General features: G+C 73.0%; 16 protein-coding genes. 11 read left to right on the plus strand and 5 right to left on the minus strand.

Features of this window, described 5'->3' with window-relative positions; all coding sequences use genetic code 11:
- Positions 1 to 33: 33 nt before the first annotated feature.
- From K7C98_RS34815 to K7C98_RS34825, 3 genes are all read right to left on the minus strand, one after another.
- Positions 34 to 1053, minus strand: coding sequence for an HTTM domain-containing protein (locus K7C98_RS34815; protein ID WP_224196158.1), 1020 nt, complete (start codon positions 1051 to 1053; stop codon positions 34 to 36).
- Positions 1054 to 1132: 79 nt separating this feature from the next.
- Positions 1133 to 1720, minus strand: a complete 588-nt coding sequence (locus tag K7C98_RS34820; RefSeq protein ID WP_224196159.1) for a hypothetical protein — start codon at positions 1718 to 1720, stop codon at positions 1133 to 1135.
- Between the two features lie 4 nt (positions 1721 to 1724).
- On the minus strand, positions 1725 to 3935 hold the full coding sequence (locus K7C98_RS34825; RefSeq protein WP_224196160.1) for an MYXO-CTERM sorting domain-containing protein: 2211 nt from the start codon (positions 3933 to 3935) through the stop codon (positions 1725 to 1727).
- A 153-nt stretch (positions 3936 to 4088) separates the two neighbouring features.
- Between K7C98_RS34825 and dacB the strand changes: the two genes are divergently transcribed.
- The 7 genes from dacB to K7C98_RS34860 all read left to right on the plus strand — a co-directional run bounded on the left by dacB (position 4089) and on the right by K7C98_RS34860 (position 13360).
- Positions 4089 to 5579 (plus strand): D-alanyl-D-alanine carboxypeptidase/D-alanyl-D-alanine endopeptidase, encoded by a 1491-nt coding sequence (gene dacB / locus K7C98_RS34830; protein ID WP_224196161.1) that lies wholly within the window; start codon positions 4089 to 4091, stop codon positions 5577 to 5579.
- 39 nt (positions 5580 to 5618) lie between these two features.
- The gene (locus K7C98_RS34835; protein ID WP_224196162.1) at positions 5619 to 6662 is read left to right on the plus strand and encodes a DUF2167 domain-containing protein; all 1044 of its coding nucleotides are present in this window, start codon (positions 5619 to 5621) and stop codon (positions 6660 to 6662) included.
- Between the two features lie 1005 nt (positions 6663 to 7667).
- On the plus strand, positions 7668 to 8759 hold the full coding sequence (locus tag K7C98_RS34840; RefSeq protein ID WP_224196163.1) for a diacylglycerol/lipid kinase family protein: 1092 nt from the start codon (positions 7668 to 7670) through the stop codon (positions 8757 to 8759).
- 261 nt (positions 8760 to 9020) lie between these two features.
- On the plus strand, positions 9021 to 9716 hold the full coding sequence (locus K7C98_RS34845) for a response regulator transcription factor (protein ID WP_224196164.1): 696 nt from the start codon (positions 9021 to 9023) through the stop codon (positions 9714 to 9716).
- Positions 9713 to 11617, plus strand: a complete 1905-nt coding sequence (locus K7C98_RS34850; protein WP_224196165.1) for a sensor histidine kinase — start codon at positions 9713 to 9715, stop codon at positions 11615 to 11617. Before K7C98_RS34845 ends, K7C98_RS34850 begins: the two co-directional genes overlap by 4 nt.
- A gap of 200 nt (positions 11618 to 11817) precedes the next feature.
- Entirely contained in the window at positions 11818 to 12537 is a 720-nt protein-coding gene (locus K7C98_RS34855; RefSeq protein WP_224196166.1) for a hypothetical protein, read from the plus strand.
- Between the two features lie 58 nt (positions 12538 to 12595).
- Positions 12596 to 13360: a hypothetical protein gene (locus K7C98_RS34860; RefSeq protein ID WP_224196167.1), complete on the plus strand. Its 765-nt coding sequence runs from the start codon at positions 12596 to 12598 to the stop codon at positions 13358 to 13360.
- A 57-nt stretch (positions 13361 to 13417) separates the two neighbouring features.
- Here K7C98_RS34860 and K7C98_RS34865 read toward each other — a convergent pair whose 3' ends face one another.
- Together K7C98_RS34865 and K7C98_RS45195 are read right to left on the minus strand one after the other, a co-directional pair.
- Positions 13418 to 14506, minus strand: a complete 1089-nt coding sequence (locus K7C98_RS34865) for a PAS domain-containing protein (RefSeq protein WP_224196168.1) — start codon at positions 14504 to 14506, stop codon at positions 13418 to 13420.
- Positions 14507 to 14852: 346 nt separating this feature from the next.
- Positions 14853 to 16241 (minus strand): BamA/TamA family outer membrane protein, encoded by a 1389-nt coding sequence (locus K7C98_RS45195; protein ID WP_224196169.1) that lies wholly within the window; start codon positions 16239 to 16241, stop codon positions 14853 to 14855.
- A gap of 34 nt (positions 16242 to 16275) precedes the next feature.
- On the opposite strand from K7C98_RS45195, the gene K7C98_RS34875 reads away from it, so the two are divergent.
- The 4 genes from K7C98_RS34875 (at position 16276) to recD2 (ending at position 22470) form a co-directional block, all read left to right on the plus strand.
- Complete coding sequence (locus tag K7C98_RS34875; protein WP_224196170.1) at positions 16276 to 17235, plus strand: ATP-grasp domain-containing protein; 960 nt, start codon at positions 16276 to 16278, stop codon at positions 17233 to 17235.
- A gap of 40 nt (positions 17236 to 17275) precedes the next feature.
- On the plus strand, positions 17276 to 18295 hold the full coding sequence (locus tag K7C98_RS34880) for an LLM class flavin-dependent oxidoreductase (protein ID WP_224196171.1): 1020 nt from the start codon (positions 17276 to 17278) through the stop codon (positions 18293 to 18295).
- 221 nt (positions 18296 to 18516) lie between these two features.
- Entirely contained in the window at positions 18517 to 20175 is a 1659-nt protein-coding gene (locus K7C98_RS34885; RefSeq protein ID WP_224196172.1) for a hypothetical protein, read from the plus strand.
- A gap of 42 nt (positions 20176 to 20217) precedes the next feature.
- A complete protein-coding gene (recD2, locus tag K7C98_RS34890) occupies positions 20218 to 22470 on the plus strand; it encodes an SF1B family DNA helicase RecD2 (RefSeq protein ID WP_224196173.1) in 2253 nt (750 codons plus the stop codon).
- Positions 22471 to 22947: the final 477 nt, after the last annotated feature.

A 22947-nucleotide genomic window follows, 5' to 3' on the forward strand; every position in this document is an offset into this window, starting at 1 on the left:
TGGCGAGACCCTAGCACGGCGCTCGCGGCGCCCTCAACTTCGCTGGCGCACCACCCACCGCACCACCCGCCGCGCCTCCTCGGGCCTGAGGAACGCCAGGTAGCTGGCCAGCGTCAGCGGCGTGAACCACTCGACGTACATCATCAGCTGGATGCCGACGTGCATCGCCACGCCGAAGCCGAGGAACAGCCAGCGGAGGTCGGGGATCCGGCGCCAGCGCTGGCGCAGCCAGTGGGCCGCGACGAACCCGGAGAACGCCACCTCCCACACCAGCACCAGCCACGTGATCGGCCGCAGCACGAACGGCTGCAGCGACGCCAGCGCGCGCGTCAGGTCGAAGTGGCGGTTGTAGGGGCTGACCAGCGAGAAGTAGATCGCCGTGCCATCGGACTTCCAGGTCGCCCCGTGCTTGGCCAGCCCGGTCGTCGTGTACAGCACCGCCAGCTGCAGCTGCACGATCCGGCGGCACCACACCGGCACCGGCCCGCCCTTGCCGCGCCAGCGCGCGTCGAGGCTGAGCCCGCGGCCGCTCGGCATCAGCGCCAGCCACACGATCATCGCCGTGTGCAGCTGGTCGGGCATCGCGTAGAGCAGCGGGTTGCGGCCGACCAGGCTGACCCACACCAGCGCGCTCACCAGCGCCGCCGGCCGCGTGAACAGCCCGACCAGCCACAGCACGTGCGCCACCACCCCGGCGGCGAAGATCGCCTGCACCGCCAGCGGGTCGTCGATCGAGAAGAACAGCGACCAGCGCGACGGGAACGCCTGGCGGGCGAATTCCCCGCTCAGCGGCGCCGCGCTCGAGAAGTACTCCGCCACCGCCCCGACGTGCGACAGCAGGCTGGCGGTGAACACCGCGACCAGCCCGATCCGCAGCAGCCCCAGCGCCGTCGGGTCCTCCTCCCCGGTCAGCAGCGCGTCGCGCAGGCGGGCCAGGCGTCCGTGGCTGTCCTTCACGCCCTGTCCGTTCGGACCTGTCGCTTCGACCAGCTCGTGATCATCCGCCGCCCCCGTCGTCCGGACCTGTCCGTTCAGACCTGTCGCTTCGACCACGTCACGTTCACCCGCCCCGCGGGCTCGCGCGTCCGCCGGCCGGCTGTCCTCCGCGCCCTGTCCCTCGGATCCTGTCACATCAACCTTGTCGAGCCAGCGCCGCGGCCACCATGTCGCGGACCGGCCAGCTCTTGCAGTCGACGGTGGCCAGCGGCTTGCGTTCGACCTGGCCGAGCCCGGGCTTGCCGGCGCGCACCTTGTCCGGCGGCGTGAAGCGGCGCCGCACCCGTTCGGCGACGATCTTGCGCGGCGGCTCCGGGCGGGCCAGCGCCTCGCGCACGCACACCGAGCGCAGGTACCACAGCCGGTTGTTGTTGGGCTTGTCGGGGTTCAGCACCGCGTAGAAGCGCCAGATGTCGTTGCGCGTCTTGTCCCACGCCCACGTCGTGTCCCAGCCGCTCCTGGCCTGCTCGGCCTCGGCCAGCGCCTCGCGGCGGCCGTCCGCGAACTCGGCGTAGACCGCGATGTACGTGTGCGCGCGCGTCGGATCGGGCGCGTACATGTTCCACGTCTGGATCACGCTGATCTTCTTCAACCACTGCGCCAGCTTCGACGGCGCCCCCGCCAGCGCCGCGTTCGGCAGCACCGGCCCGACGATCAGCAGCACCAGCGCCAGCGGCAGCAGCGTGTTGTAGGCCGTCGACAACCTGTCCCAAAGACCAGCCATGGGCTCAACGCCGCCTCCGCCGGCGCGACAGCCCCAGCAGCGCCAGCGCGCCCAGCGGCGCCGCCGACCCGCCCTCGCTGCGACAGGCGCAGCTGGCCTCCGGCTCGGACGTGTGGACCTCCGGCGCGTCCGCCCCCTGCCCGGCCGTCTCCGCCGGCCCGACGTCGACCGTCACCGTGCCCTCGTCGAGGAACTCCGGCGGCACGCTGACGACCGACGTCGCGCTCGCCACCTGCTCGCCCGACGTCAGGTTGGCCAGCGCCACGTGGACCACCTCGCCGGGCCGGAACCCGCGCAGCACCAGCTGATTGTCCGACTCGCCGAGGCGGCTGGCGACCAGCTGATGGTCCCAGTCGCCCGTCACCTGGATCACCTCGCGCACCGAGCCCTTGTTCGAGCCGTCGGGGTTCTTGTCGACCGCCGTCAGCGTGTACTCGAACTGGATCGGCGCGTCGGCCCGCTTGAGCAGCACCGCCACGCCGGCCGGGTTGCCCGCCGGCCCCGCCGTGCCGCCGAGGCGGAAGCGCACGATCACGTTGTCGGAGCCCTGGGGCACCTCGTGGCGCAGCTGCATCGGCCCCGGGAAGAACGGCGTGACCGCGGTCGACTTGCCGCGCAGGTACAGCGACGCGCCCGCCGCCACCTTGTCGGGGTCGGTGTGGACGCGCGGGCAGTCGTACAGCCCGCGCGCGTCGAAGGCCCGGACCAGCACGTCGATGTCGCTCTCGGTCCACTCGCCGCGGGCCAGCCCCTCCTCCGCGATCTCGAGCACCGTCAGGCTCGCCGTCTCGAGGTCCGCGTCGCTCGGCAGGCGCGGCAGCAGCTCGAAGATCACCGGGTCCATCTTCTCGCGCCCGATCCGCTTGCGCGCCGCCCACATCGCGCCCATGAACGGCTCGCCGTCGTTGTGCACCTGGCCGACGATGTTGTCGGGGCAGCGCTTGGTGTTCTCCGCGTTGCGGATCGCGTTGCCGTAGCCGGGCCAGAAGCGGGCCACGTAGTCGCCGAGCAGCGGCTCGTTGGCGAGGATCACCGAGAAGTAGTCGGCGATCGCCTCGTTGAGCCCGCCGGCGTCGTTGAGCACGCCCTCGGCGCGCAGCGTGCGGTCGCCGAGCCCGTCCGGCGTCAGCAGCGAGACCATCCCGTGCCCGAGCTCGTGGTAGACCACGTCGCCGTCGTAGCCGAAGTCGACCGCCGCGCCCTGGCCGAAGATCATCGTCGGCCCCTTCTCCGGGTCGCAGGTGTTGGTCCAGTAGGCGTTGTTGAGCGGCGTGTAGTCGAGGTCGGGGTACGCGGTCGACAGCTCGGTCGTGCGGTAGTTGGCGAGCATCGTCGACAGCTCGCACTTGAACGCGTCGACGCCGAAGCGCTTCATCTCGTCGATGAAGCGCTCCGCGTTGTAGTACATCGACAGCTCGGCGTAGAGGTCGTCGTCGTCGGCGTTGTCCGCGGGGAAGATGACGTCGGGCAGCGGCAGGAAGAAGTCGCCGTTCTCGTCCGACTCCGCGCGGTGGACCGCGTAGCACTTGCCCTCGGCCCACCACGGCTGGATCTGGTCGTCCGGCGGCGCCTCGAGCGTGCAGTTGAACGAGCGGATCCTGTCGCCCTCGAGCGGCTGCCCCGGGCCCGTGGCGTGGATGCCCGCCAGCTCGACCTCGACGGGCACCGGCGTCGACGCCGGGTTGGTCTTGAACACCCGCGCCCTGGACGACCGCACGTGCTCCCACTCGTCGAGCACCACGCCCGAGCTGGCCGACACCCAGATCGTCTTCTTGCTCGGCTCCGGGTCCCACTGCAGCGGCAGCTCGACCTCGTAGGCCAGCACCGGCTCGCCGAGGATCAGCTTGTAGACCAGCGTGCCCGGCTCGTCCGGCCCCTCCGCGTTCGCGTGGGCCGCCGCGATGTCCTCCGCCTCCGCCGCGTCGATCCGCGCCTCCGCGGGCATCAGCTGCGGGCCGACGCGCGGCCGCTGGAAGGCGGCCTCGCGCTCGCCTGTCCCTTCGGACAGCACCGTGGCGAACGCCCCGCGCACCGGCAGCCCGTGCAGCGTGTACGACTTGTGCGCGATCGTCAGCGAGCCGCCGCGCAGCGCCATCGGCAGCGCGCGGTCCTGGGCGGCCGCCAGCTCCGGCGGCGCCGCGGCGGCCGTGTGCGGCCACGCGAGCACCAGCCCGAACCCGAACCCGAACCACCGCAAGCTCCGCGCGATCGTCATGAGCGCTCCTGCCGAGGCCATCAGCATACATGGGATCGCCGTCCGCGCGGCGAGGAAGACATCACCCGCTCACCCCAGGTCGCAAAGCTTGCTGGAGCCGCAACGAGCGCCGCAAATTGGACCTTCGGCCGGCAATTCTCGTAGCCTGCCCGGGTGCGCCCCTCGATCGGTCCGCGCCTCGCCATCGCCGCCGCGCTCGGCGTGTGCTGCCTCGCTCCGCCCACCTCCGCGGCGGGACCTGCCGCCGATCCCGCGCCGGCCGCCGCCCCTGCCGACCTCGCGTCGCAGATCGACCTCCTGCTGCAGGCCAAATTCCTGGCGCGCGCGCGCGTCGGCCTGCTCGTCGTCGACATGGCCACCGGCGCTCGCCTCTACGAGAAGAACCCCGACCTCGGCCTCAACCCGGCCAGCAACATCAAGCTCGTCACCACCGCCGCCGCGCTGTCGCTCCTGGGGCCCGAGCACCGCTACGTCACCCGCGTCTACGCCAAGAAGGGCGCGCTCAAGGGTCACACCGTCGACGGCGACCTCTTTCTCAAGGGCGGCGGCGACCCCTCGCTCGTCACCGCCGACCTCTATCAGCTGGCCAGCGACCTGCGCGCCCTCGGCGTCACCAAGGTCACCGGCGGCCTCGTGCTCGACAGCACCGCCTACGACCGCGACGAGCTGCCGCCGCTGTTCGATCAGAAGGACGAGCTGGCCTCGTTCCGCGCCCCCGGCGGGGCCACGGCCGTCAACTTCGGCACCTACGTCGTCCTCGCCCGCCCCGGCCCCGGCGAGGGCGACCCGGCGATCGTCGCCATCGACCCGCCGGTCCCCTCGCTCAAGCTCAAGGCCAACACCGCCACCACCGCCTCCGGCGCGCGCAACCAGCTCAAGCTCGCCATCGGCACCAACAAGGACGGCGTCGTCGAGATCGCGGTCGACGGCACGATCGGCAAGGACGCCGCGCCGGCCGAGTACCGCTACCCCGTGGCGAAGCCGGCCGAGTACGCGGGCGAGGTGTTCCGCCTGGTCCTCAAGCAGCGCGGCGTCAGCCTCGGCCGCAGCGCGGTCAAGTTCGAAGCTGTCCCCGAGGACAGCGAGCGCCTGGCCCTGGTCCGCTCCGAGCCGCTCAGCGTGCTGGTGCGCAGCGTCAACAAGCTGTCCAACAACTACGTCGCCGAGCACATCCTCAAGAGCCTCGACGACCACGCGCCCGCCACCTTCGCCGGCGGCCTCGCGCGCGTGCGCACCTGGCTCGAGGGCCTCGGCGTCGGCGTCGACGGCTTCGTCTACAAGAACGGCTCCGGCCTCTACGACGCCAACCGGATCAGCGCCGCGCAATTGGTGCAGCTCCTGATCGCCGTGCACCGCGACTTCCGCTTCGGCGCCGACTTCCTCGCCTCGCTGCCGATCGCCGGCGTCGACGGCACCCTGCGCTCGCGCATGCAGGAGGGGCGGGCCGCCCGGTTCGTGCGCGCCAAGACCGGCTCGCTCGACGGCGTCTCCACCCTCTCGGGCTACGCCGGCGCGGTCGGCCGCCCCCCGCTCGCCTTCGCCATCCTCTTCAACGACCTCGACGTGTTCGCCGCCCCGCAAGCGCGCGATCTCCAGAACCAGATCGCCGAGCTGCTCGCCGGCGCCGTCGCGGCCCGGCCCTGACCACTATCGCCTGCCTGAGCCCGGTGTTAGCCTGGCGCGATGAAGCACGCCGCCCTCGTCCTCGGAGCGCTCCTCGCCGGCGCCCCGCTCACCGCTCGTGCCACCGTGTTCGAGGACGGCAACAGCGCCGCAGCCCCGCAGGACGCTCCTCCGCCCGGCTGGGACGCGCTCAGCCCGCAGCAGCAGGAGAAGCTGGCCCAGCTCGACGAGGCCGGCCTGCAGGCCCTGGGCGGCAAGATCGACCGCGGCGAGGCCCTCAGCGACGACGAGAAGATGATCGCCGAGGGGCTGGCGATCCTCATGACCGCCGAGTTCGACGGCAAGCTGAACTATCAGACAGGTGACATCCCGCTCGGCTCCGGCCTGGCGACCCTCCACCTCGGCACCCAGTACCGCTTCCTCGGCCCTGCCGACGCCCGCCGCGTCATCGAGGAGGCCTGGCACAACCCGCCCGGCGAGCAGCCGCTCGGCATGATCGTCTCGGCCGACCTCAGCCCGGCCCACCCGCGCGGCTGGGGCGTCATCGTGTCCTACGTCGAGGAGGGCCACGTCGACGACGCCGACGCCGCCAGCATCGACTACGACGAGCTCCTGGCGCAGATGAAGGAGGCCACCGAGGCCGAGAACGAGTCGCGCAAGGCGATGGGCTTCCCGGCCATGCACCTGGTCGGCTGGGCCGAGCCGCCGCACTACGACCAGGCCCGCCACAGCCTCTACTGGGCCAAGGAGCTCGGCGGCGACGAGGGCGGCGAGAACTCGCTCAACTACGCCGTACGCGTGCTCGGCCGCAAGGGCGTGCTCGAGCTCAACGCGGTGTCCGGCATGACCCAGCTGGCCGACATCAAGCCCGAGATGGAGAAGATCTACGGCCTCGTCGAGTTCGACAGCGGCAACCGCTACGGCGACTTCAACCCCGACCTCGACACCGTCGCCGCCTACGGCATCGGCGGCCTCATCGCCGGCAAGGTCGCCGCCAAGGCCGGCCTGTTCGCCCTCCTCGCCAAGGGCGGCAAGTTCATCGTCCTCGCCATCGTCGGCCTGTTCGCCGGCATCCGCGCCTGGTTCACGCGCAAGAAGGAGTAGCCCTCTCGGGCATGTCTCTGCGGACATGCCCCCTGGGCCATGCGCCATCAGACATGTCCTTGTAGACATGTCCTTCGACGCCGCGGATTCAACCACGGAGAGCGGCTCCGGTCGCTTCGCTGATTGCCGGATGCGCCTCGCGAGGGATCTGGGGCTGCCTCGGCCGCGAGTTCAGCGTGCCGATGACCCCGACTTCGTCGTGGTCATCTTGCCCTCGTATTCGCGGCCGAGGCAGCCCCGGACCCCATGCACGGCTCACCCGTGAGAAGCCGACCCGCCGGCGGCGCTTCGATGATGGATGTCCTTCGGGGCAGCTCGCCGGCGCCTGGTCGACGGCCTGGCGGCCGCCGACCAGACGCTTTCTCGCGTCACAAACGGCGGGTCCTCTTCTGCGGCAAGGCAACAACACTCGCGTCCGGCGAGTCGGCAGAGATCGTGAACGGCCGCCGGCGAGCCAACGGCGCTCGCGTCCGGCGAGTCGGCGGAGCTCGAGGTCGTCGCTGTCTGGCGTCACGGACGGTCACTCTGCTTCCGCAGCGGGGCGATGCGTCGCCGCGCGACCCGGTGGCCATCGTCGTCGTCGGCCTCCGCCGATCTCTCGGGACAGGTCTCTCGCGACATGCCCGCGAGAGCAGATCTGCTCCTCTGCGGCCCCAGGCGCCGTCCCCGCCGACCTACGCACCTGACTCAAGGGACACCTGCTCCTGTCGCTCGTCGGCGCGCGTCACTGCGCAGCGCTCGCTCAGGGGGATCGGCCAGGCCCGGCGGCCTGCGACGACGACGGCGCCGGACTTTCACTCACGAGCGCAGCGATCGCCGTGCGCATCTGCCTGCGCAGCGTCGCGGCAGCGCCGGCGAGCCCTCCACGAGACCGATGTTCCGCCGCCGCTGCGCCGCGCTGTCGAGGTGAGGCACTGCGCATTCGATTGCACACCGACTGTGCAGCGGTACGCGGCGTGCTGAGCAGCGTCGCGACAGAATTTGTCGCCCTCGATTCGGCCGCGTATGGTCTTCCCTCGCCACTTCGGGGTCGCAATGGACGTCGGCATCATCACCAACCCCAACTCGAAGAAGAACTACCGCCGGCCGCAGCGTCGGCGGGCCCTCGAGCAGGCAGTCGGTCGCTACGGCGCGGTCGTCGAGACCCGCCGCCTCGACGAGCTGCCGAAGGCGATCCGCAGCCTCCGCGAGGCCGGCTGCCGCTACTTCGTGTGTGACGGCGGCGACGGCACCCTGCACTGGGTCCTCAACACCCTCCACGCCGACGCCCGGCAGACCGGCGCCGCCCGCCTCCCGATCGTCGTCCCGACCAACGGCGGCACCGTCGACTTCGTCGCCCGCAAGGCCGGCCTCAAGGGCGACGCCGACTCGATCGTCCGCCGCCTCGTCGGCCGGCTCGAGCGCGGCGAGACCATCCCGACCGTCACCATCGACACCTGCAAGATCGTCGGCACGCCGATCGGACATGGACTTTCGGACAGCCCGGCGCCGCCGGCCTTCGAGCGCGTCGGCCTGGCCGCCGCGCTCGGCGGCGTCGCCCAGGCGTTCTTCGACCGCTTCTACGCCCTGCCCAAGGAGCGCGGCGCCCTCGCCATCGCCGGGGTCATCGGCGCCGCGGCCGGCGGCGCGATCGTCAGCACCCTCGCCAGCAACCTCGCCCCGCCGCTGCAGCGCTTCATCCCCGACGAGATGCGCAGCTACGCCACCGACTTCTTCCGGCCCACCCGCGCCCGCGTCGAGGTCGACGGCCGCGAGCTGCCGTTCGCCAGCTTCGCCTCGATGCAGGTCGGCGCGATCGACATCAACCTCGCCGGCGTCGTCCGCTGCTTCCGCCACGCCCGCGAGGGCGGCGTGCTGCACTTCCAGGCCCTCGACACCTCCCCGATCGGCGTCGTCGCCAACGTCCCCAACATCGTGCTCGGCACCCCGATCCTCGGCCGCAAGGTCTACGACGACAAGGCGCGCTGCGTCCGGATCTCCGCCGAGGACGGCGAGGCCCTCAACCCGGTCATCGACGGCGAGCAGTTCCACGGCCTCGCCCGCGTCGAGCTCACCCTTGGCCCCCGCGTCGAGCTGCCGACCTTCGCCAGCAACTGAGCCGGCCCTGACCTCCGAGCCCCGGTCGCGCCCCGCCGCGCACCGGGGTTCGTCGCGACCTCGCGCGAGCGCACCGCGGGACATGTCGAAACAGACATGTCTCTTCCAGCAGTATCCCGGACAGCGCGCCCCGGCACCTGTTCCCGTCCGGGCAGGTCCGCTCGCGCCCCGAGCGGGCGCCCATCCCCCTCCCCGACCCCTTCCACGAGGTTTTACCGACCTCTTACCGTCGCCGCGCCGATCTGTGTCACGATCGTCCGCGTGACCGAGCCTGCCCCGCGGATCTTGATCGTCGAGGACGAGCCGGCGATCCGTCACGGCCTCGTCGAGCTGTTCCGCTCCCAGGGCTACGCGCTCGAGGTCGCCGAGGACGGCCACGCCGCGCTCGCCCGCCTGGCCTGCGCCGAGTTCGACCTCGTCCTCCTCGACATCATGTTGCCGGGCATCGACGGTCTCGGCGTCCTGCGGCAGACGCGGGCCCGCGGCGACCTCGTGCCCGTCCTCGTCCTGACCGCGCGGGGGTCCGAGGCCGACATCGTGGCCGGGCTCGACGCCGGCGCCGACGACTACGTCACCAAGCCGTTCGGCATCCGCGAGCTCCTCGCGCGCGCCCGCGGCCTCCTGCGCCGCGCCAGGCCGGCCCCCGCCAGCCAGTCCTTCCGCGTCGGCGACGCCGCCGTCGACCTCGCCCGCCTCACGATCACCTGGTCCGGAGGACAGGTCGATCTCACCGCCCGCGAGGGCCTGATCCTCGACTTCTTGCGCACCCGGCCCGGGGTCGGCGTCACCCGCGAGGAGCTGCTCACCCAGGTCTGGGGCTACCACGACGGCACCGTCCGCACCCGCACCGTCGACGTCCACATCCTGCAGCTGCGCGGCAAGCTGCGCCAGATCCCCGGCGGCGACGACTGGATCGGCACCGTCCGCGGCCGGGGCTACCGCTGGGACGCGCGATGAGCCCCGCCCGCCGCCGCACCCTCGCGCTCGGCCTCGGCGTCGCCGCGCCGACCCTCGCCCTCGCCCTCGGCTGGCTGCTGTCCGGCCTGCGCGAGCGCGACATGCTGGCCGAGCAGCGGCAGGGCGAGCTCGTGCAGGCCGCCGAGCTGCTGCGCGCCGCCGTGCGCGAGGGCCTCGAGGAGCTGCGCCGCCGCGAGGACGCGCGGCCGTTCGAGCACTACGGCCGGTTCTACCGCCCGCCCGAGGTGCTCGCGCTCGGCGAGGCCGTCGCCCTCTCGCCGCTGGCCGGTGAGCCCGACGACCCGCGGATCTCCGCCTACTTCCAGATCGATCCCGACGGCCGCGTGCGCACCCCCTACGCCCTCGAGCCGGGCGGCTCGCCGCGCGCCGTCGCCGTCGAGGCCCTCGTCGCCGCCGCCGAGTTCGCCCCGCTGCGCGCCCTCAGCTTCGGCGACGGGCGCGCGAGCGACGGTCACGCCCTCACCGCCACCCTCAACCAGCTCGGCAACGCCGCCTACCTCGACATCGCCGAAGCCCGCCGCGGCGACGCCGGCGCGGCCGAGCGGGCCCAGACCGCCCGCCTGCCGCAGACCTCGCGCAACGTCGTCAGCTGGGACGCGATCCAGAGCCAGCAGGCCCAGAGCGCCCCGCCGCGGCAGCAGGCCAGCGCCGGCCCGGTGTTCGACGCCATCCAGCAGCAGAAGGTGACCTATCCCGAAGGACAGGCTCAATCAGGCATAGCCCAAGGGACATATCTCTCCAAACCTGCCCTCTCGGACATTCCCCAGGAGGCAGGTCCGAGCCTCGACTACTCGCCGATGGCCTACCTGCGGCTCGGCGACGCGGTCGTCCTCCAGCGGGTCGTCAGCCACGCCGGCGCCGGCTCGGTCCAGGGCGCGGTGCTCGACCGCGGCCAGCTCGAGGGCGCCTGGCTGGCCGCGCTGGTCGCCCGCCACGCCCTGCCCGAGACCACCCCGACGATCGCCCCTGCGAGCGACGTCGCCGGCTGCGCGCTGGCGCGGCCGGTCCACGACGAGGTCCTGCCGGGCCTCGCGTTCTGCTTCCCCGCCGGCCCGCCCGCGCCGGCCGGCTCGCTCGCCCTGCAGCTCGGCGTCCTGCTCGGGCTCGGCGGCGTGGTCGCGGCGGCGATCGCCGCGATCGCCCGGGCCGCGCGGCGGGCCGACGAGCTGTCGGCGCAGAAGACCGCCTTCGTCTCGGCCGTGTCGCACGAGCTGCGGACCCCGCTGACCACGCTGCGCATGCACGCCGAGATGCTGCAGGAGGGCCTCGTCACGCCGGAGCGGCTGCCCGTCTTCTACGACGACCTCGCGCACGAGAGCGTCCGGCTCAGCCGTCTGGTCGAGAACGTCCTCGCCGTCGCCCAGCTCGAGGAGGGCCGGCGCGTCCTGCAGCTGCGGCCCGGCGACCTCGCGGCGCAGATCCGCGACATCGTCGACGAGCAGGCGCGCCACGTCGAGCGGCGCGGCTTCCCGCCGGTCGAGCTCGTCCTGCCGGACGAGCCGGTGGTCGTCCGCAGCGATCCCCAGGCCGTCGAGCAGATCCTCGTCAACCTCCTCGACAACGCCCTCAAGTACGCCGCCGACGCGCGCGCGGCCGGCCTGCGGGTCGCCCTCGCCGTCGAGGGCGCCGAGGCCGTGCTGCGCGTCCAGGACCGCGGCCCCGGGATCCCCGAGGCCGACCGCGACCGCGTGTTCGACCGCTTCTACCGCGTCGCCCGTGAGCGCGACGCCCACACCCCCGGCACCGGCCTCGGCCTCGCGCTCGTGCGCGAGCTGGCCCGCGGACACGGCGGCGAGGCCACGGCCCACGCGCGTGCGGGCGGCGGGGCCGAACTCCAGGTCCGCCTCCCGCTCGCACCCGCTCCCGCCCGGCCCACGTGATCGCCGCGTCGTGGCCGGTCGCGACGGCGCGGCAACTCGCAACACCACGGCCGCCCGTCGCCGCCGTGCAGCCGTCCGGCATCGAACAATATCGCTGACTTGCGCCCGCCCCCCGCGGCCCGGGCGGAAGTATGCGTCTTGCTGAGGCCAGGTGCCGGGGGCAGACTAATGCACGCTCGCCCCCATTGAGGAGCCCAGCAATGATCCGCCGCGCCGCCCCGCTCGCCGCCGCTCTCGCCGTCACGCTCGCCTGCCCCGAGGTCTTCGCCAGTCCGTGGGGACATGTCCCTTCGAACATGGCCTTTCGTTCCGACGCGCAGCAGCCCACCGAGACGACCGTCGTCGTCGAGACCGGCCCCGCCCCGGCCGCTCCGCCGCCCGTCGCCCCCGCGCCCGCCCAGCCCTACGCCGACCCCGCGGCCCCCGTCGTCGCCGAGGGTCCGCAGCCGTACGCCGACCCCGGCAGCCAGCCCACGGCCGTCGCCTACGGCCCGCCGCCGCCGATGCCCCGCAAGCGCCGCAAGGGCCTGATGGTCGGCGGGTGGGTCATGTTCGGCTCGTCGTACCTGGCCACCGCCTTCGTCGCCGCCATCGTCCACGACACCTGCAACCTGACCCGCAACCCCAACTGCAAGAACGCCGCCGCCCTCTCGCTGATCCCGGCGATCGGCCCGTTCATGGCGATCCCGTACATGGAGACCGACGCGATCACGCCCAAGGCCCTGATGGCCTTCCCGGCGCTGGTCCAGATCGCCGGCCTCACCATGGGCATCATCGGCACCGTGCAGTTCGTCCGCGACGGCCGCGAGCCGCGCTACGTCGGCGTCGACGGCCTCAAGCTCGGCAACAAGCTGCGCCTCGGCGTCGCCCCCACCCGCTACCTCGACGGCGGCACCCTCACCCTCGGCGCCCGCTTCTGAGCCCGCCACGACCTCCGCGTCCCTCTCGTCGGCCACCTGAACTCAAGGACCTGTCCTCATGTTCACGTCACGCATCGTCGCCCTCGCCACCGCCGTCGGCCTCGCGCTCCCGCTGGTCCCCGGCACGGCGGCCGCCAGCCCTTACCTGGTCAAGCTCCACTCCGACGCGGAGGTCCCGGCCGGCTACGCCCCGGCCGGCACGCACGAGGTGATCGTCGAGGCGGTCCCGGTCCCCGAGGCGCCGCCGACCCCGCCCGAGCCGGCCCCGGTGGCCGAGGCCGTGATCGTCACGGCGCCGGTGGCCCCGGCGCCGGTCGTCGAGCCCTACGCCGACCCGTCGCTGCGGGGCCCCACCACCACCACGGTGATCGTCGCCGCCCCGCCGGCCCCGCCGGCCGCGCCGCGGCGCCCGCCCCCGCCGCCCAAGCGCGGCCTCGGCCTGATGATCGCCGGCTTCTCGATGTTCGGCACCAGCTACCTGCTCACCGCCTGGGCCGGCGCGATGAGCCACGACGGCCACGGCGGCTGCAACCGCACCAAGTACGAGTGCCGCGAGATGGGCAAGGCGCTGATGGTCCCGTTCATCGGCCCGATGATCGCCGCGCAGGACACCGACAGCGCGCGCGAGACCCTCGGCCTGTTCATGCTCTCCGGCATCCAGATCGCCACCTTCGTGATGGGCGTCGTCGGTGCCGTCCGTTACTCGCGCTACAAGCGGTGGGAGCGCGGCATGGCCGGCCTCCCGCTCGGCAAGTCCGGCCTCGCCGTCGCGCCGATGCCCCGCTTCGACGGCGGCGGCCTCGGCCTCAACTACCGCTTCTGAGCCGCTCCTCCGGCGACACTCGGCCCGCGGCGCGCTCGCTCCGCGGGCCGGATCAATTCAGGCCATGCCGATGCAGTGCTTGAGCGCCTCGCGCAGCGTGGCGAACACGGAGATCCCGCGCAGATCGACGCCGAGCGTGACGATCGTCTGGGCGATGCCGGGGTTGATGCCGGTGATGACGCCCTCGGCGCCGAGCAGACGGACCGCCCGGATCATGCTGATGAGGTGGTTCGCGGTCGACGTGTCGACGACCTCGATCCCCGTCATGTCGAGGATCGCATGGCGCGCGCGCATGCGGCCGACGTGCTGCAGCAGGCTGTCCATGATCTCCGCCGTGCGCACGCTGTCGACCAGGCCGATAATCGGCAGCGCCAGCACGCCCTCCCACACCTCGATGATCGGCGTCGACAGCTCGCGGATGAGCCCCTGCTGGCGCTCGATCAGCTCGATCTTCTCGAGCAGCTCCCGCTCGCGCTGGCGCGCCGCCGTGACCTCGAGCGTGATCGTCACCAACCCGGCGTCGGTGCCCTCCGGCACCGGGATGTTCCAGTTCTCCCAGATCTTCCCATACTCCTCGAGCACGGTCATCGGCCTCGCCTCGCCGGCGAGCCCGCTGCGGATGAACTGCGCCGTCTTCGAGTCGCCGTACAGCGCGAACGCGTTCTGACCGACGAACTGGCCCGGCGAGGCCCCGGCCGCCTCGAGGCCCTTGCCCTCGAGCAGCATGTACGTGCCGTCGCGGTCGAACACGCTGACCACCGTCGGCAGGTGGCTGAGGAACGCCCGCAGCGCCACCTGCTCGATCCGCGCCTGCTTCTCCGCGGCGGCCCGCTGCGTCACCTCGCTGCCGTAGCAGACCACCCCCACGCGCGCGCCCGCCTCGTCGCGCACCGTCGCCGGCGACCACTCGATCACGCGCCCGTCGGCCAGCGTCAATCGCCGTGGCCCGCCGTCCCTGTCCTCGAGGACAGCTCGCCACTCGCCGCCATGGACCGGCACCAGCTCGCCGACCTCGCGCCCGAGCGCGTCCGCCTGCGCGACGCCCAGCAGCCGCTCGGCCCCGTCGTTCCAGTCCGTCACCCGCAACTCGAGGTCGAACCCGACCACCGCGAAGGGGACGCTGTGGCCCCCGCTACGTCGTTCCATGGCGGGATTTGACCACAAGGCCGGCGCCGCTCCGCCGCGAAATCGCGGGCCATCCGCGGCACCGGACCACTTTCATGCGGCCCCGGACCACCGCGCGCCAGCCCGACGCAGATGGTGCGACACGCGGCTTAGAACGCGTTTCACGGAACATGTCCCGAAGAACATGTCTCCGAGCGCGCGCTCGCGCGGCCGGACGGCGCCCGTCGCGCCGGGGACCGCGTTCCACTGTACGTGTCCCGAAGGACATGTCCTCGGAGCGCGAGCGCGCCGCGAGCGCGGCTCCTCCGCCGCCGCCCGACCTGCGGCTCCCCAAGACATGTCCCGAAGGACATCTCGCGTCCCGGCCTCAAAACGCGTGCTCGCTCTGCAGGTACAGCGCCCCGCCCTCGCGGCCGAAGGCGCCCTCGACACGGAACACCACGAAGCGGTCCCAGATCAGCAGCAGGCCGGGTCCGCCGGAGATGTAGAAGTGCTTGAACAGGTCGGCCATCTTCTGCGCGACCAGGCCGGCCTCGACGAACAGCTCGAGGCCGACCCCGAGCGTGTGGCGGCGGATCTTGAGCTCGACCGGGGCGAAGCGCAGCTCGAACCCGGCCGTCGCCTTGTGCTTGCCGATGAAGCGGCGGCGGCCGAAGCCGCGGCCGACGTAGGCGCCGCCGTAGGCCTCCATCGGGAACAGCCCGCCGAAGTCCCCGAGCGCCATCAACGAGGGCTCGCCCCACAGCGTGTCGAGGGTCAACCGGTGGGCCAGCACCACTTGCGAGGCGCCGAGCGACCAGTAGTTGCGGATCGAGCCGTGGAAGCGGCCCCAGCTCGTGGACGAGCCGGTGTACGGTCCGGACGCGTCGAACGTGACGTCGATCAGGCTGCCCTCGCGCGGGCTCCAGTCGTTGTCGCGGCTGTCCCAGGTCAGGCCGAGTCGCAGCACGCCGCGGCGCCAGCTGCCCTCGGCGGCCGGCAGCTCCTCGAGCAACCGGCTGCCCGGGTAACCGCGGACGACGTCGAGGTAGAAGAAGTAGCCCGAGTAGTGACGGAGCGTCCCGACGGCCCGTCCCGGCCGCTCGAGCACCCACAGCGGGTGCTCGAAGGTGAACCACCCGCCCCAGTTGTCCATGCGGATGTGGTTGTACGGCGACTGCACGTCCGCCGCGTCGAGCCGCTCGTGGTTGTTGATCCCGTAGAACGAGAACACCGGGTCGAGCGAGATGAACAGGCCGAAGTTGAAGATCTCGTTGCGGCCGAGCATGTTGCGCATGCGGGCGCTGAGGATGTGGTCCTGCACCAACTTCGTCGACACGCGCGACCACGCGAGCCCGTACACGCGGTTGAAGTTGTCGCCGGGCAGGCGGTACGCGTAGTTGAGCGAGCCGCCGAGCGTCAGGCCGGTGGCCGGCTGCGAGCTGAGGTGGGGCAGCGGCAGCAGGCGGTGGCGATTGTCGCGGGGGCGACGTTGCCGCTTGCGGAACCGCCGACCTGCCGGCGGCGTCACCGGCACGGTCGCCTCGGGCAACGTCGGCGGCGGCGGGCCGCTCTCCTCGTCGTGCGTCGCCAGCGGGATCACCGGCGGCAACTTCGGCCCCTCGGGCGGGACGCCCGGAGGCGTCGCCGGCGTCGCGCCGGGGACGGGCGACGGCGCGAGCGCGAGGGCGATGGCGCAAGCGGCGAACAAGGATTCGAAGCCCGGGGCAGTGTCGACCGCGCGCGCCAGCGATGCAAGGACCCGCTTGCCGCCCACGCGCTGTGCGCGCTAACTTGCGTCCACTGCGAAGATGCCCGCCCCGATCGCCATCTTCTACGAGCACCCCGACTGGTTCCGCCCTCTGTTCAGCGAGCTCGAGCGGCGGGGCCTCCCGTTCGTCCGCCTCGCCGCCGAGCGGAGCTGCTTCGACCCTGGCGAGCGAGACCCGCCCTACGGCCTCGTGTTCAACCGCGCCAGCCCCTCGGCGTACCTCCGCGGCCGCGGTCAGACCACCCATTACACGCTCGCAATCCTGCGGCACTGGGAGCGGCGCAAGATCCCCGTCGTCAACGGCAGCGCCGTCTATCGCTACGAGGTCTCCAAGGCCGATCAGCTGGGCCTCCTCGACGACCTCGGCCTCGGCTACCCGCGCGCGCGCGTCATCAACCACGCCAGCCAGGCGCTGGCTGCCGCCGAGGGGTTGCGCTGGCCGCTCCTCGTCAAGGCCAACGTCGGCGGCAGCGGGGCCGGCATCCGCCGCTTCGACGACGGCGACGAGCTCGCGCGGGCTGCCGACGCCGGCGAGCTCGACCTCGGCCTCGACCAGACTGCGCTCGTGCAGGAGCTGTGTCCGTTGCGCGGCGGGCGGATCGTGCGGGTCGAGGTCGTCGGTCGCAAGTTCCTCTACGCCATCGAGGTCTTCCCCCCGCCCTCGTCCTTCAACCTGTGCCCGGCCGACGCCTGCCAGACGGCCGACGGACGCGACCTCGTGCGCTCGGCCTGTGCCCTCGATGCCCCAAGGACGGGCATGCGCGTCCAGGGCTACACGCCCCCGCCCGAGGTCATCCGCGCCGTCGAGGCGATCGCCGAGGCGGCCGCGCTCGACGTCGGCGGCGTCGAGTATCTCGTCGACGACCGCGACGGCGAGATCTACTACTACGACATCAACGCCCTCTCGAACTTCGTCGCCGACGCCCCCAACGTCGTCGGCCTCGACGCCTTCGCCCGCTGCGTCGACTACCTGCAGGCCCGCTGGGAGGCCGGCACCTGACCTTTCGACCACCTGACTCATCGACCATGTAGGAACGGACATGCGCTTCGGATATTGGCTCCCCGTGTTCGGCGGCTGGCTGCGCAACGTCCCCGACGAGGGCATGGCGGCCACCTGGGACTACGCGCGCCGGCTCGCCGTGCGCAGCGAGGAGCTCGGCTGGGACCTCACCCTCGTCGCCGAGCTGTTCCTCAACGACATCAAGGGCCCGGCCGCGCCCGCGCTCGACGCCTGGACCACCGCCGCCGCGCTGGCCGCCGTCACCACCCGGCTCGAGCTCATGGTCGCCGTGCGGCCCACCTTCCACAGCCCCGCGATCTTCGCCAAGCAGGCCGCCAACCTCGACCGGATCAGCAACGGCCGGCTCGCGCTCAACGTCGTCTCCTCGTGGTGGTCCGACGAGGCCCGCCGCTACGGCGTCCGCTTCGAGCGCCACGACGACCGCTACGCCCGCACCGACGAGTGGCTGCGCGTCGTCACCGGCGCCTGGCGAGCGCCCGAGTTCACGTTCCACGGCGAGCACTACCGCGTCGACGACTGCGTGCTCGAACCCAAGCCGGTGCGCCGCCCCGTGATCTACGCCGGCGGCGAGTCCGAGGCCGCCAAGTCCCTGATCGCCCGCGCCTGCGACGCCTACGTCATGCACGGCGACCCGCCCGAGCGCGTCGCTCCCAAGATCGCCGACATGCGGCGCCGCCGCGAGGCCCTGGAGCTGCCGCCGATGCGCCACGGCATGGCCGCCTACGTCATCGTCCGTTCGACCGAGGCCGAGGCCGAACGCGAGCGCGCGCGGATCACCGACGTGTCCGAAGGGTCACCCGGCTACGCCAACTACCGCGACTACCTCGCCAACACCCAGCTCGAGCAGCAGGTCAGCCGCGAGGACTACTCGGTCTCGAACCGCGGCCTGCGAGCCGGCCTCGTCGGCACCCCCGAGCAGGTCGCCGACCAGATCCGCCGCTTCGCCGCCGCCGGCGTCGACCTGCTGCTGCTGCAGTGCAGCCCCCAGCTCGAGGAGATGGAGCGGATCGCCGCCGAGGTCATGCCGCTGGTCCGCTGAAACATGTCCCGATCGACATGTTTTAAATACAATGTCCTCATCGACATGCCCCTTCGGACACCCCGGACGACTGCGCCGGGCCCGGTGACCTCGACCTCTGCTCGGTAGTCACGCGAGCGCCGCGGGGATGCACCGCCACCGGGGCTGCCCCAAGCGGGGTTGGCGAGCGGGCTCACGTCCCGCGCCTGCAAAACCTCGCCGGCTCCGCGCGACCTCTCGGTGTGAGACTCCGGCTGCTCCTCGCCCTCGCCTTCGCCCCCTCCTGCATCGACTTCGTCCTCGACGCCGACCTCGACGGCCCGCGGATCGTCGCCACCGACCTGCCCGGTCCGCGCGCCGTCGAGGTCCCCGTGGCGGGCCCGTGGCGGCTCGAATTCAGCGAGCCGCTCGCCCCCCGGCACCTGCGCGTCGCCCTGCTCGAGTGGCCGACCGCCGGCGCCTGCGAGCTCACGCCCGAGTGCGACAAGGGCAGCTGCGAGCGCGGCCGCTGCCAGACCGACCCGATCGCCGCCGCCGACCTGCGCGCGCTCGAGCGCGGCGACCCGCTCGACGGCGCCGTCGCCCTCTCCGTCACGCTCGAAGACATGCCCGATGGGACAGGCTCGAAAGTACAGCTCGTCCCGCAGCGCCCGCTCGCCGCGCACGCCCGCCACAGCCTGCTCGTGTTCGCCCGCGACCGCCGCGGCGCCCCCCTGGTCGACGACGACGGCGAGGCCGCGGTGTGGCGGCGCGACCTCGTCACGGCCGGCCCCGCGAGCTCGGGCCCCGCGCCGCGCCTGGTCTCGCCGCCGCCGGGCGCCGACCTCGTGCCCACCGACCTCGCCCGCGTCGACACCGCCTTCGCCCGCCCCGTCGTCCTCGCCGCCGGCGCCACCCTGCAGCTGCGCGGCGCCGACGACAGCCTGCGCGAGCTCCTCGACCCCGAACCGTGCCCCGGCTGGGTGCCCGGCCTGTGCCTGTCCTGGAGGACAGCCGCGCCGCTGGCCCCGGGCGTCGTCTACGAGCTCGGCGGCGGCACCCTGCGCGACCGCGCCGGCCGCCCCGCGATCGCCCCGCGCGAGTTCGCCGGCTTCCGCACCGGCCCCGGCCCCGACGCCGCCCCGCCCGACCTCGACGGCCTGGCGTTCGCGCTCGTCGGGCGCTGCCTGCACGCCCGCCTGAACGCCCGCGAGCCGCTGCGCCTGCGCCTCGAGGTCGGCGCCGCCGCGCGCGAGTTCGTCGCTCCCGCCGGCCCGGTCGACGTCGGCCTGCGCCTGGACGGCTCCGCCGGCGCCGAGGTCACCGCCATGCTGGAGGCCTGGGACCTCGCGGGCCGCCGCGCCGAGCGCTCCGCAACACATGTCCTCGGGGACAGCTTCGATCGGACCGCCCCGCCGCTGGCCCTCGTCGAGGTGCTGGCCAACCCGCGCGGCCGCGAGCCGGCGCAGGAGTTCGTCGAGCTGGCCGACCTGCGCACCACCGGCGAGCCGCTGCAGGTCGCCGGCCTGCGCCTCGTCGACGGCTCCCCGGGCGCCGTCGACCCCGCCGGCGGCGATCCGCTGCCCCCCTTCACCTCCGCGCCCGGCCAGCGCCACGTCGTCGTGCCCGCCGCCTACGACCCGGCCGCCGGCGACGATCCCGGCCCGCCGCCGGGCACCTCGCTGCTCCGCGTCGACGCCTCCCTGGCCTCCGGCGGCCTCAAGAACAGCCCCGGCGAGGTCGTCGCCCTGGTCTTCGAGACAGGTGCGAACGGACCTGTCGTCCTGGACAGCTATGGCGGCTGGCACGACCCCGGCGACCTGCCGGGGCGCTCGCTCGCCCGCGACCCGGGCGGCTGCGACACCCCCGCCGCCTGGGCCCCGCACCCGGGCGGGCGCGCGAACCCGGGCCTCGGGCCGTGAACATTGCCGAGAGGCGCCCGATCGGCGATGCTCCGCCGCCGCATGGCGACCCCCGAGACCCCCGAGACCGAGGCCGCCGGCGAGCGGATCGAGGGGGCCGTGCTCCGCGTCGTCCACCACAACCCGCAGACCCGCTACACCGTGCTGCGGGTCGTGCGCCCCGGCGAGGTCGCGCCGCAGACGTGGGTCGGCCGCTCGACCGGCATCGAGGAGGGCATGCAGGTCACCGCCGCGGGCGAGTGGACGCACCACCCGAACTACGGCAAGCAGTTCAACTTCGCCAGGATCGCCGCCAAGGCCCCGACCACCCTGCCGGGCATCCAGCGCCGCCTCGAGCGCTACCCCGGCCTCGGCGCCGAGAAGGCCGAGCGGATCGTCCAGCGCTTCGGCCTCGACACCCTCTCGATCCTCGACAAGTCGCCGCGCCGCCTGCTCGAGGTCGAGGGCATCGGCCCCAAGACGCTCGAGCGGATCATCGCCCACCACACCGCGCGCGGCGGCCCGACGGCGGAGATCGAGAACCAGCTGCTCGAGCTCGGCCTGCCGACCCACTTCGCCGACGCGATCAGCCAGCGCTTCGGCGAGACCGCCCTCACCGTCCTGCGCCAGCACCCCTACCGCCTGGCCCGCGAGGTCCGCGGGATCGGCTTCATCACCGCCGACAAGATCGCCCGCGCCCTCGGCGTCGACCTCGAGAGCGACGAGCGCATCGAGGCGGGCCTCTTCCACACCCTCGAGCAGTCGGAGCAGAACGGCCACTGCGCCCTGCCCATGCCGATCCTCGTGCAGAACGCCGAGCGCCTGCTCGAGCTGCCGCCGGCCCGCATCGAGCCGGCCGCCATGGCGCTCGTCCGCTCCGGCGCGCTCGTGCTCGAGGAGCGCGAGGGCGAGGACGGCGAGCCGCTGCCCGCCCTGTGCTACCCGCCGCGCTTCTACGACGCCGAGCGCAACGTCGCCGAGATCCTCACCGACATCGCCCTCGGGGCCGGCAAGGGCCGCCAGCGCTGGACCGCCGTCGATCCGCCGCCCGGCCTGTCCGCCGGCCAGCAGGCCGCGATCGCGGCGATCCGCGACGCCGGCCTGGTCGTCCTGACCGGAGGGCCAGGTACGGGCAAGAGCACCGTCACCCGCGCGATCATCGACACCGCGCTGGCCAACGAGTCGCCGGTGCTGCTGGCCGCCCCGACCGGCCGGGCCGCCAAGCGCCTCGCCGAGGCCACCGGCCAGCGCGCCACTACCATCCACCGCCTCCTCGAGATCGAGGGCGGCACCGGCGAGTTCTTCCACAACGCCCACAACCCGCTGCCCGAGGGCCTGGTCGTGATCGACGAGGCGTCGATGCTCGACCTCCCGCTGGCCGAGGCGCTGCTGCTCGCGCTCACGCCGCATCACCGCCTCCTGCTCGTCGGCGACGCCGACCAGCTGCCCTCGGTCGGCCCCGGCAACGTCCTCCGCGACGTCCTCGCCGCCGCCGACCGCCCCGACTCGCCGATCCCGGTGGTGCGGCTGACCCAGATCTTCCGCCAGGCCGAGGGCTCGTCGATCGTCACCTCGGCCCACGCGATCCTGCGCGGCAAGGTCCCCGAGTCCGACCGCAGCGAGGGCGGCCAGTTCTACGTCGTCCAGGCCCGCGACAGCGAGCGCGCCCACGAGCTGGTGCTCAAGGCGATCACCGAGCGGATCCCCAAGGCCTACGGCCTCGACCCGCGCACCGAGGTCCAGGTGCTGTGCCCGATGCACAAGGGCAAGGCCGGCACCGAGGCGCTCAACGCCGCGCTCCAGGCCCACCACACCGCCGGCGCGCCCGAGCTGGTGCTGCCCGGCCGCCCCCCGCGGGTCTTCCGCGTCGGCGACCGCGTGATGCAGACCAAGAACGACCACGAGCGCGGCGTCTTCAACGGCGACATCGGCCTCGTCACCGCCGTCGATCCCGAGCGCCAGATCCTCACCGTCGAGGTCGACGGCGACCCTGTCCCTTACGACAGCAAGCAGCTCAACGCGCTGCAGCTCGCCTACGCCGTCTCGATCCACAAGAGCCAGGGCAGCGAGTTCCCCGCGGTGGTCGTGCCCCTGCTCGGCGAGCACCACGTCATGCTGCGCCGCAACCTCCTCTACACCGCCGTCACCCGCGCGCGCCAGCTGTGCGTCCTGGTCGCCGACCCGCGCGCCCTGACCCAGGCCGTCCACCGCAGCGACGCCGCCCGCCGCTTCACCGGCCTGCGCGAGCGCCTGCTCACCGCCCTGCGCGAGCGCCTCGGCGAGCGCCGGACCGTGCGCCACATCGACAGCGCCTGAGCGAAAGGACATGCCCTCGTGGACATGTCCTCATGAACATTTTTTAAAGGGCATGTCGGAAAGGACAGCCTCGCCTAGCCACTGCACCGCAGAGACACCGCGCAGAAGCGCAGCGGCCCCGACCGGCCCGCACTCGCTGCCGACCTGCCCCGCCGAGCAGCACGTGCCTCCCCCGACAGCGACCACGCGCCTCTCTCCAGGCCCGCGCCTCGGCGCCCGCACCACCTGTCTCTCGAGACATGCACCCGGCCCGGCCCGACACGTGGAGCGACCGCCTCCCCGTGCATCCGAGCCCGCGCTCGGGGCGGCCGCTCCGCCGGCGGGCCGATCCGTCGTGCGCCGACCCACGCGGACCGCGAACCCCTGGTCGCACAGCCCAGCGCGAGCTCGTCGAGCGCCGTTCGCCGCGGCCGGGCGCCTCGCAGGGAGGGGTCCGCCCCGTCCACCGCGGTCCCCGCCCCGTCGGGCCCGCCTGCG

Origin of the sequence: Nannocystis pusilla, assembly GCF_020073745.1 — a bacterium.
Taxonomy (GTDB): domain Bacteria; phylum Myxococcota_A; class Polyangia; order Nannocystales; family Nannocystaceae; genus Nannocystis; species Nannocystis radixulma.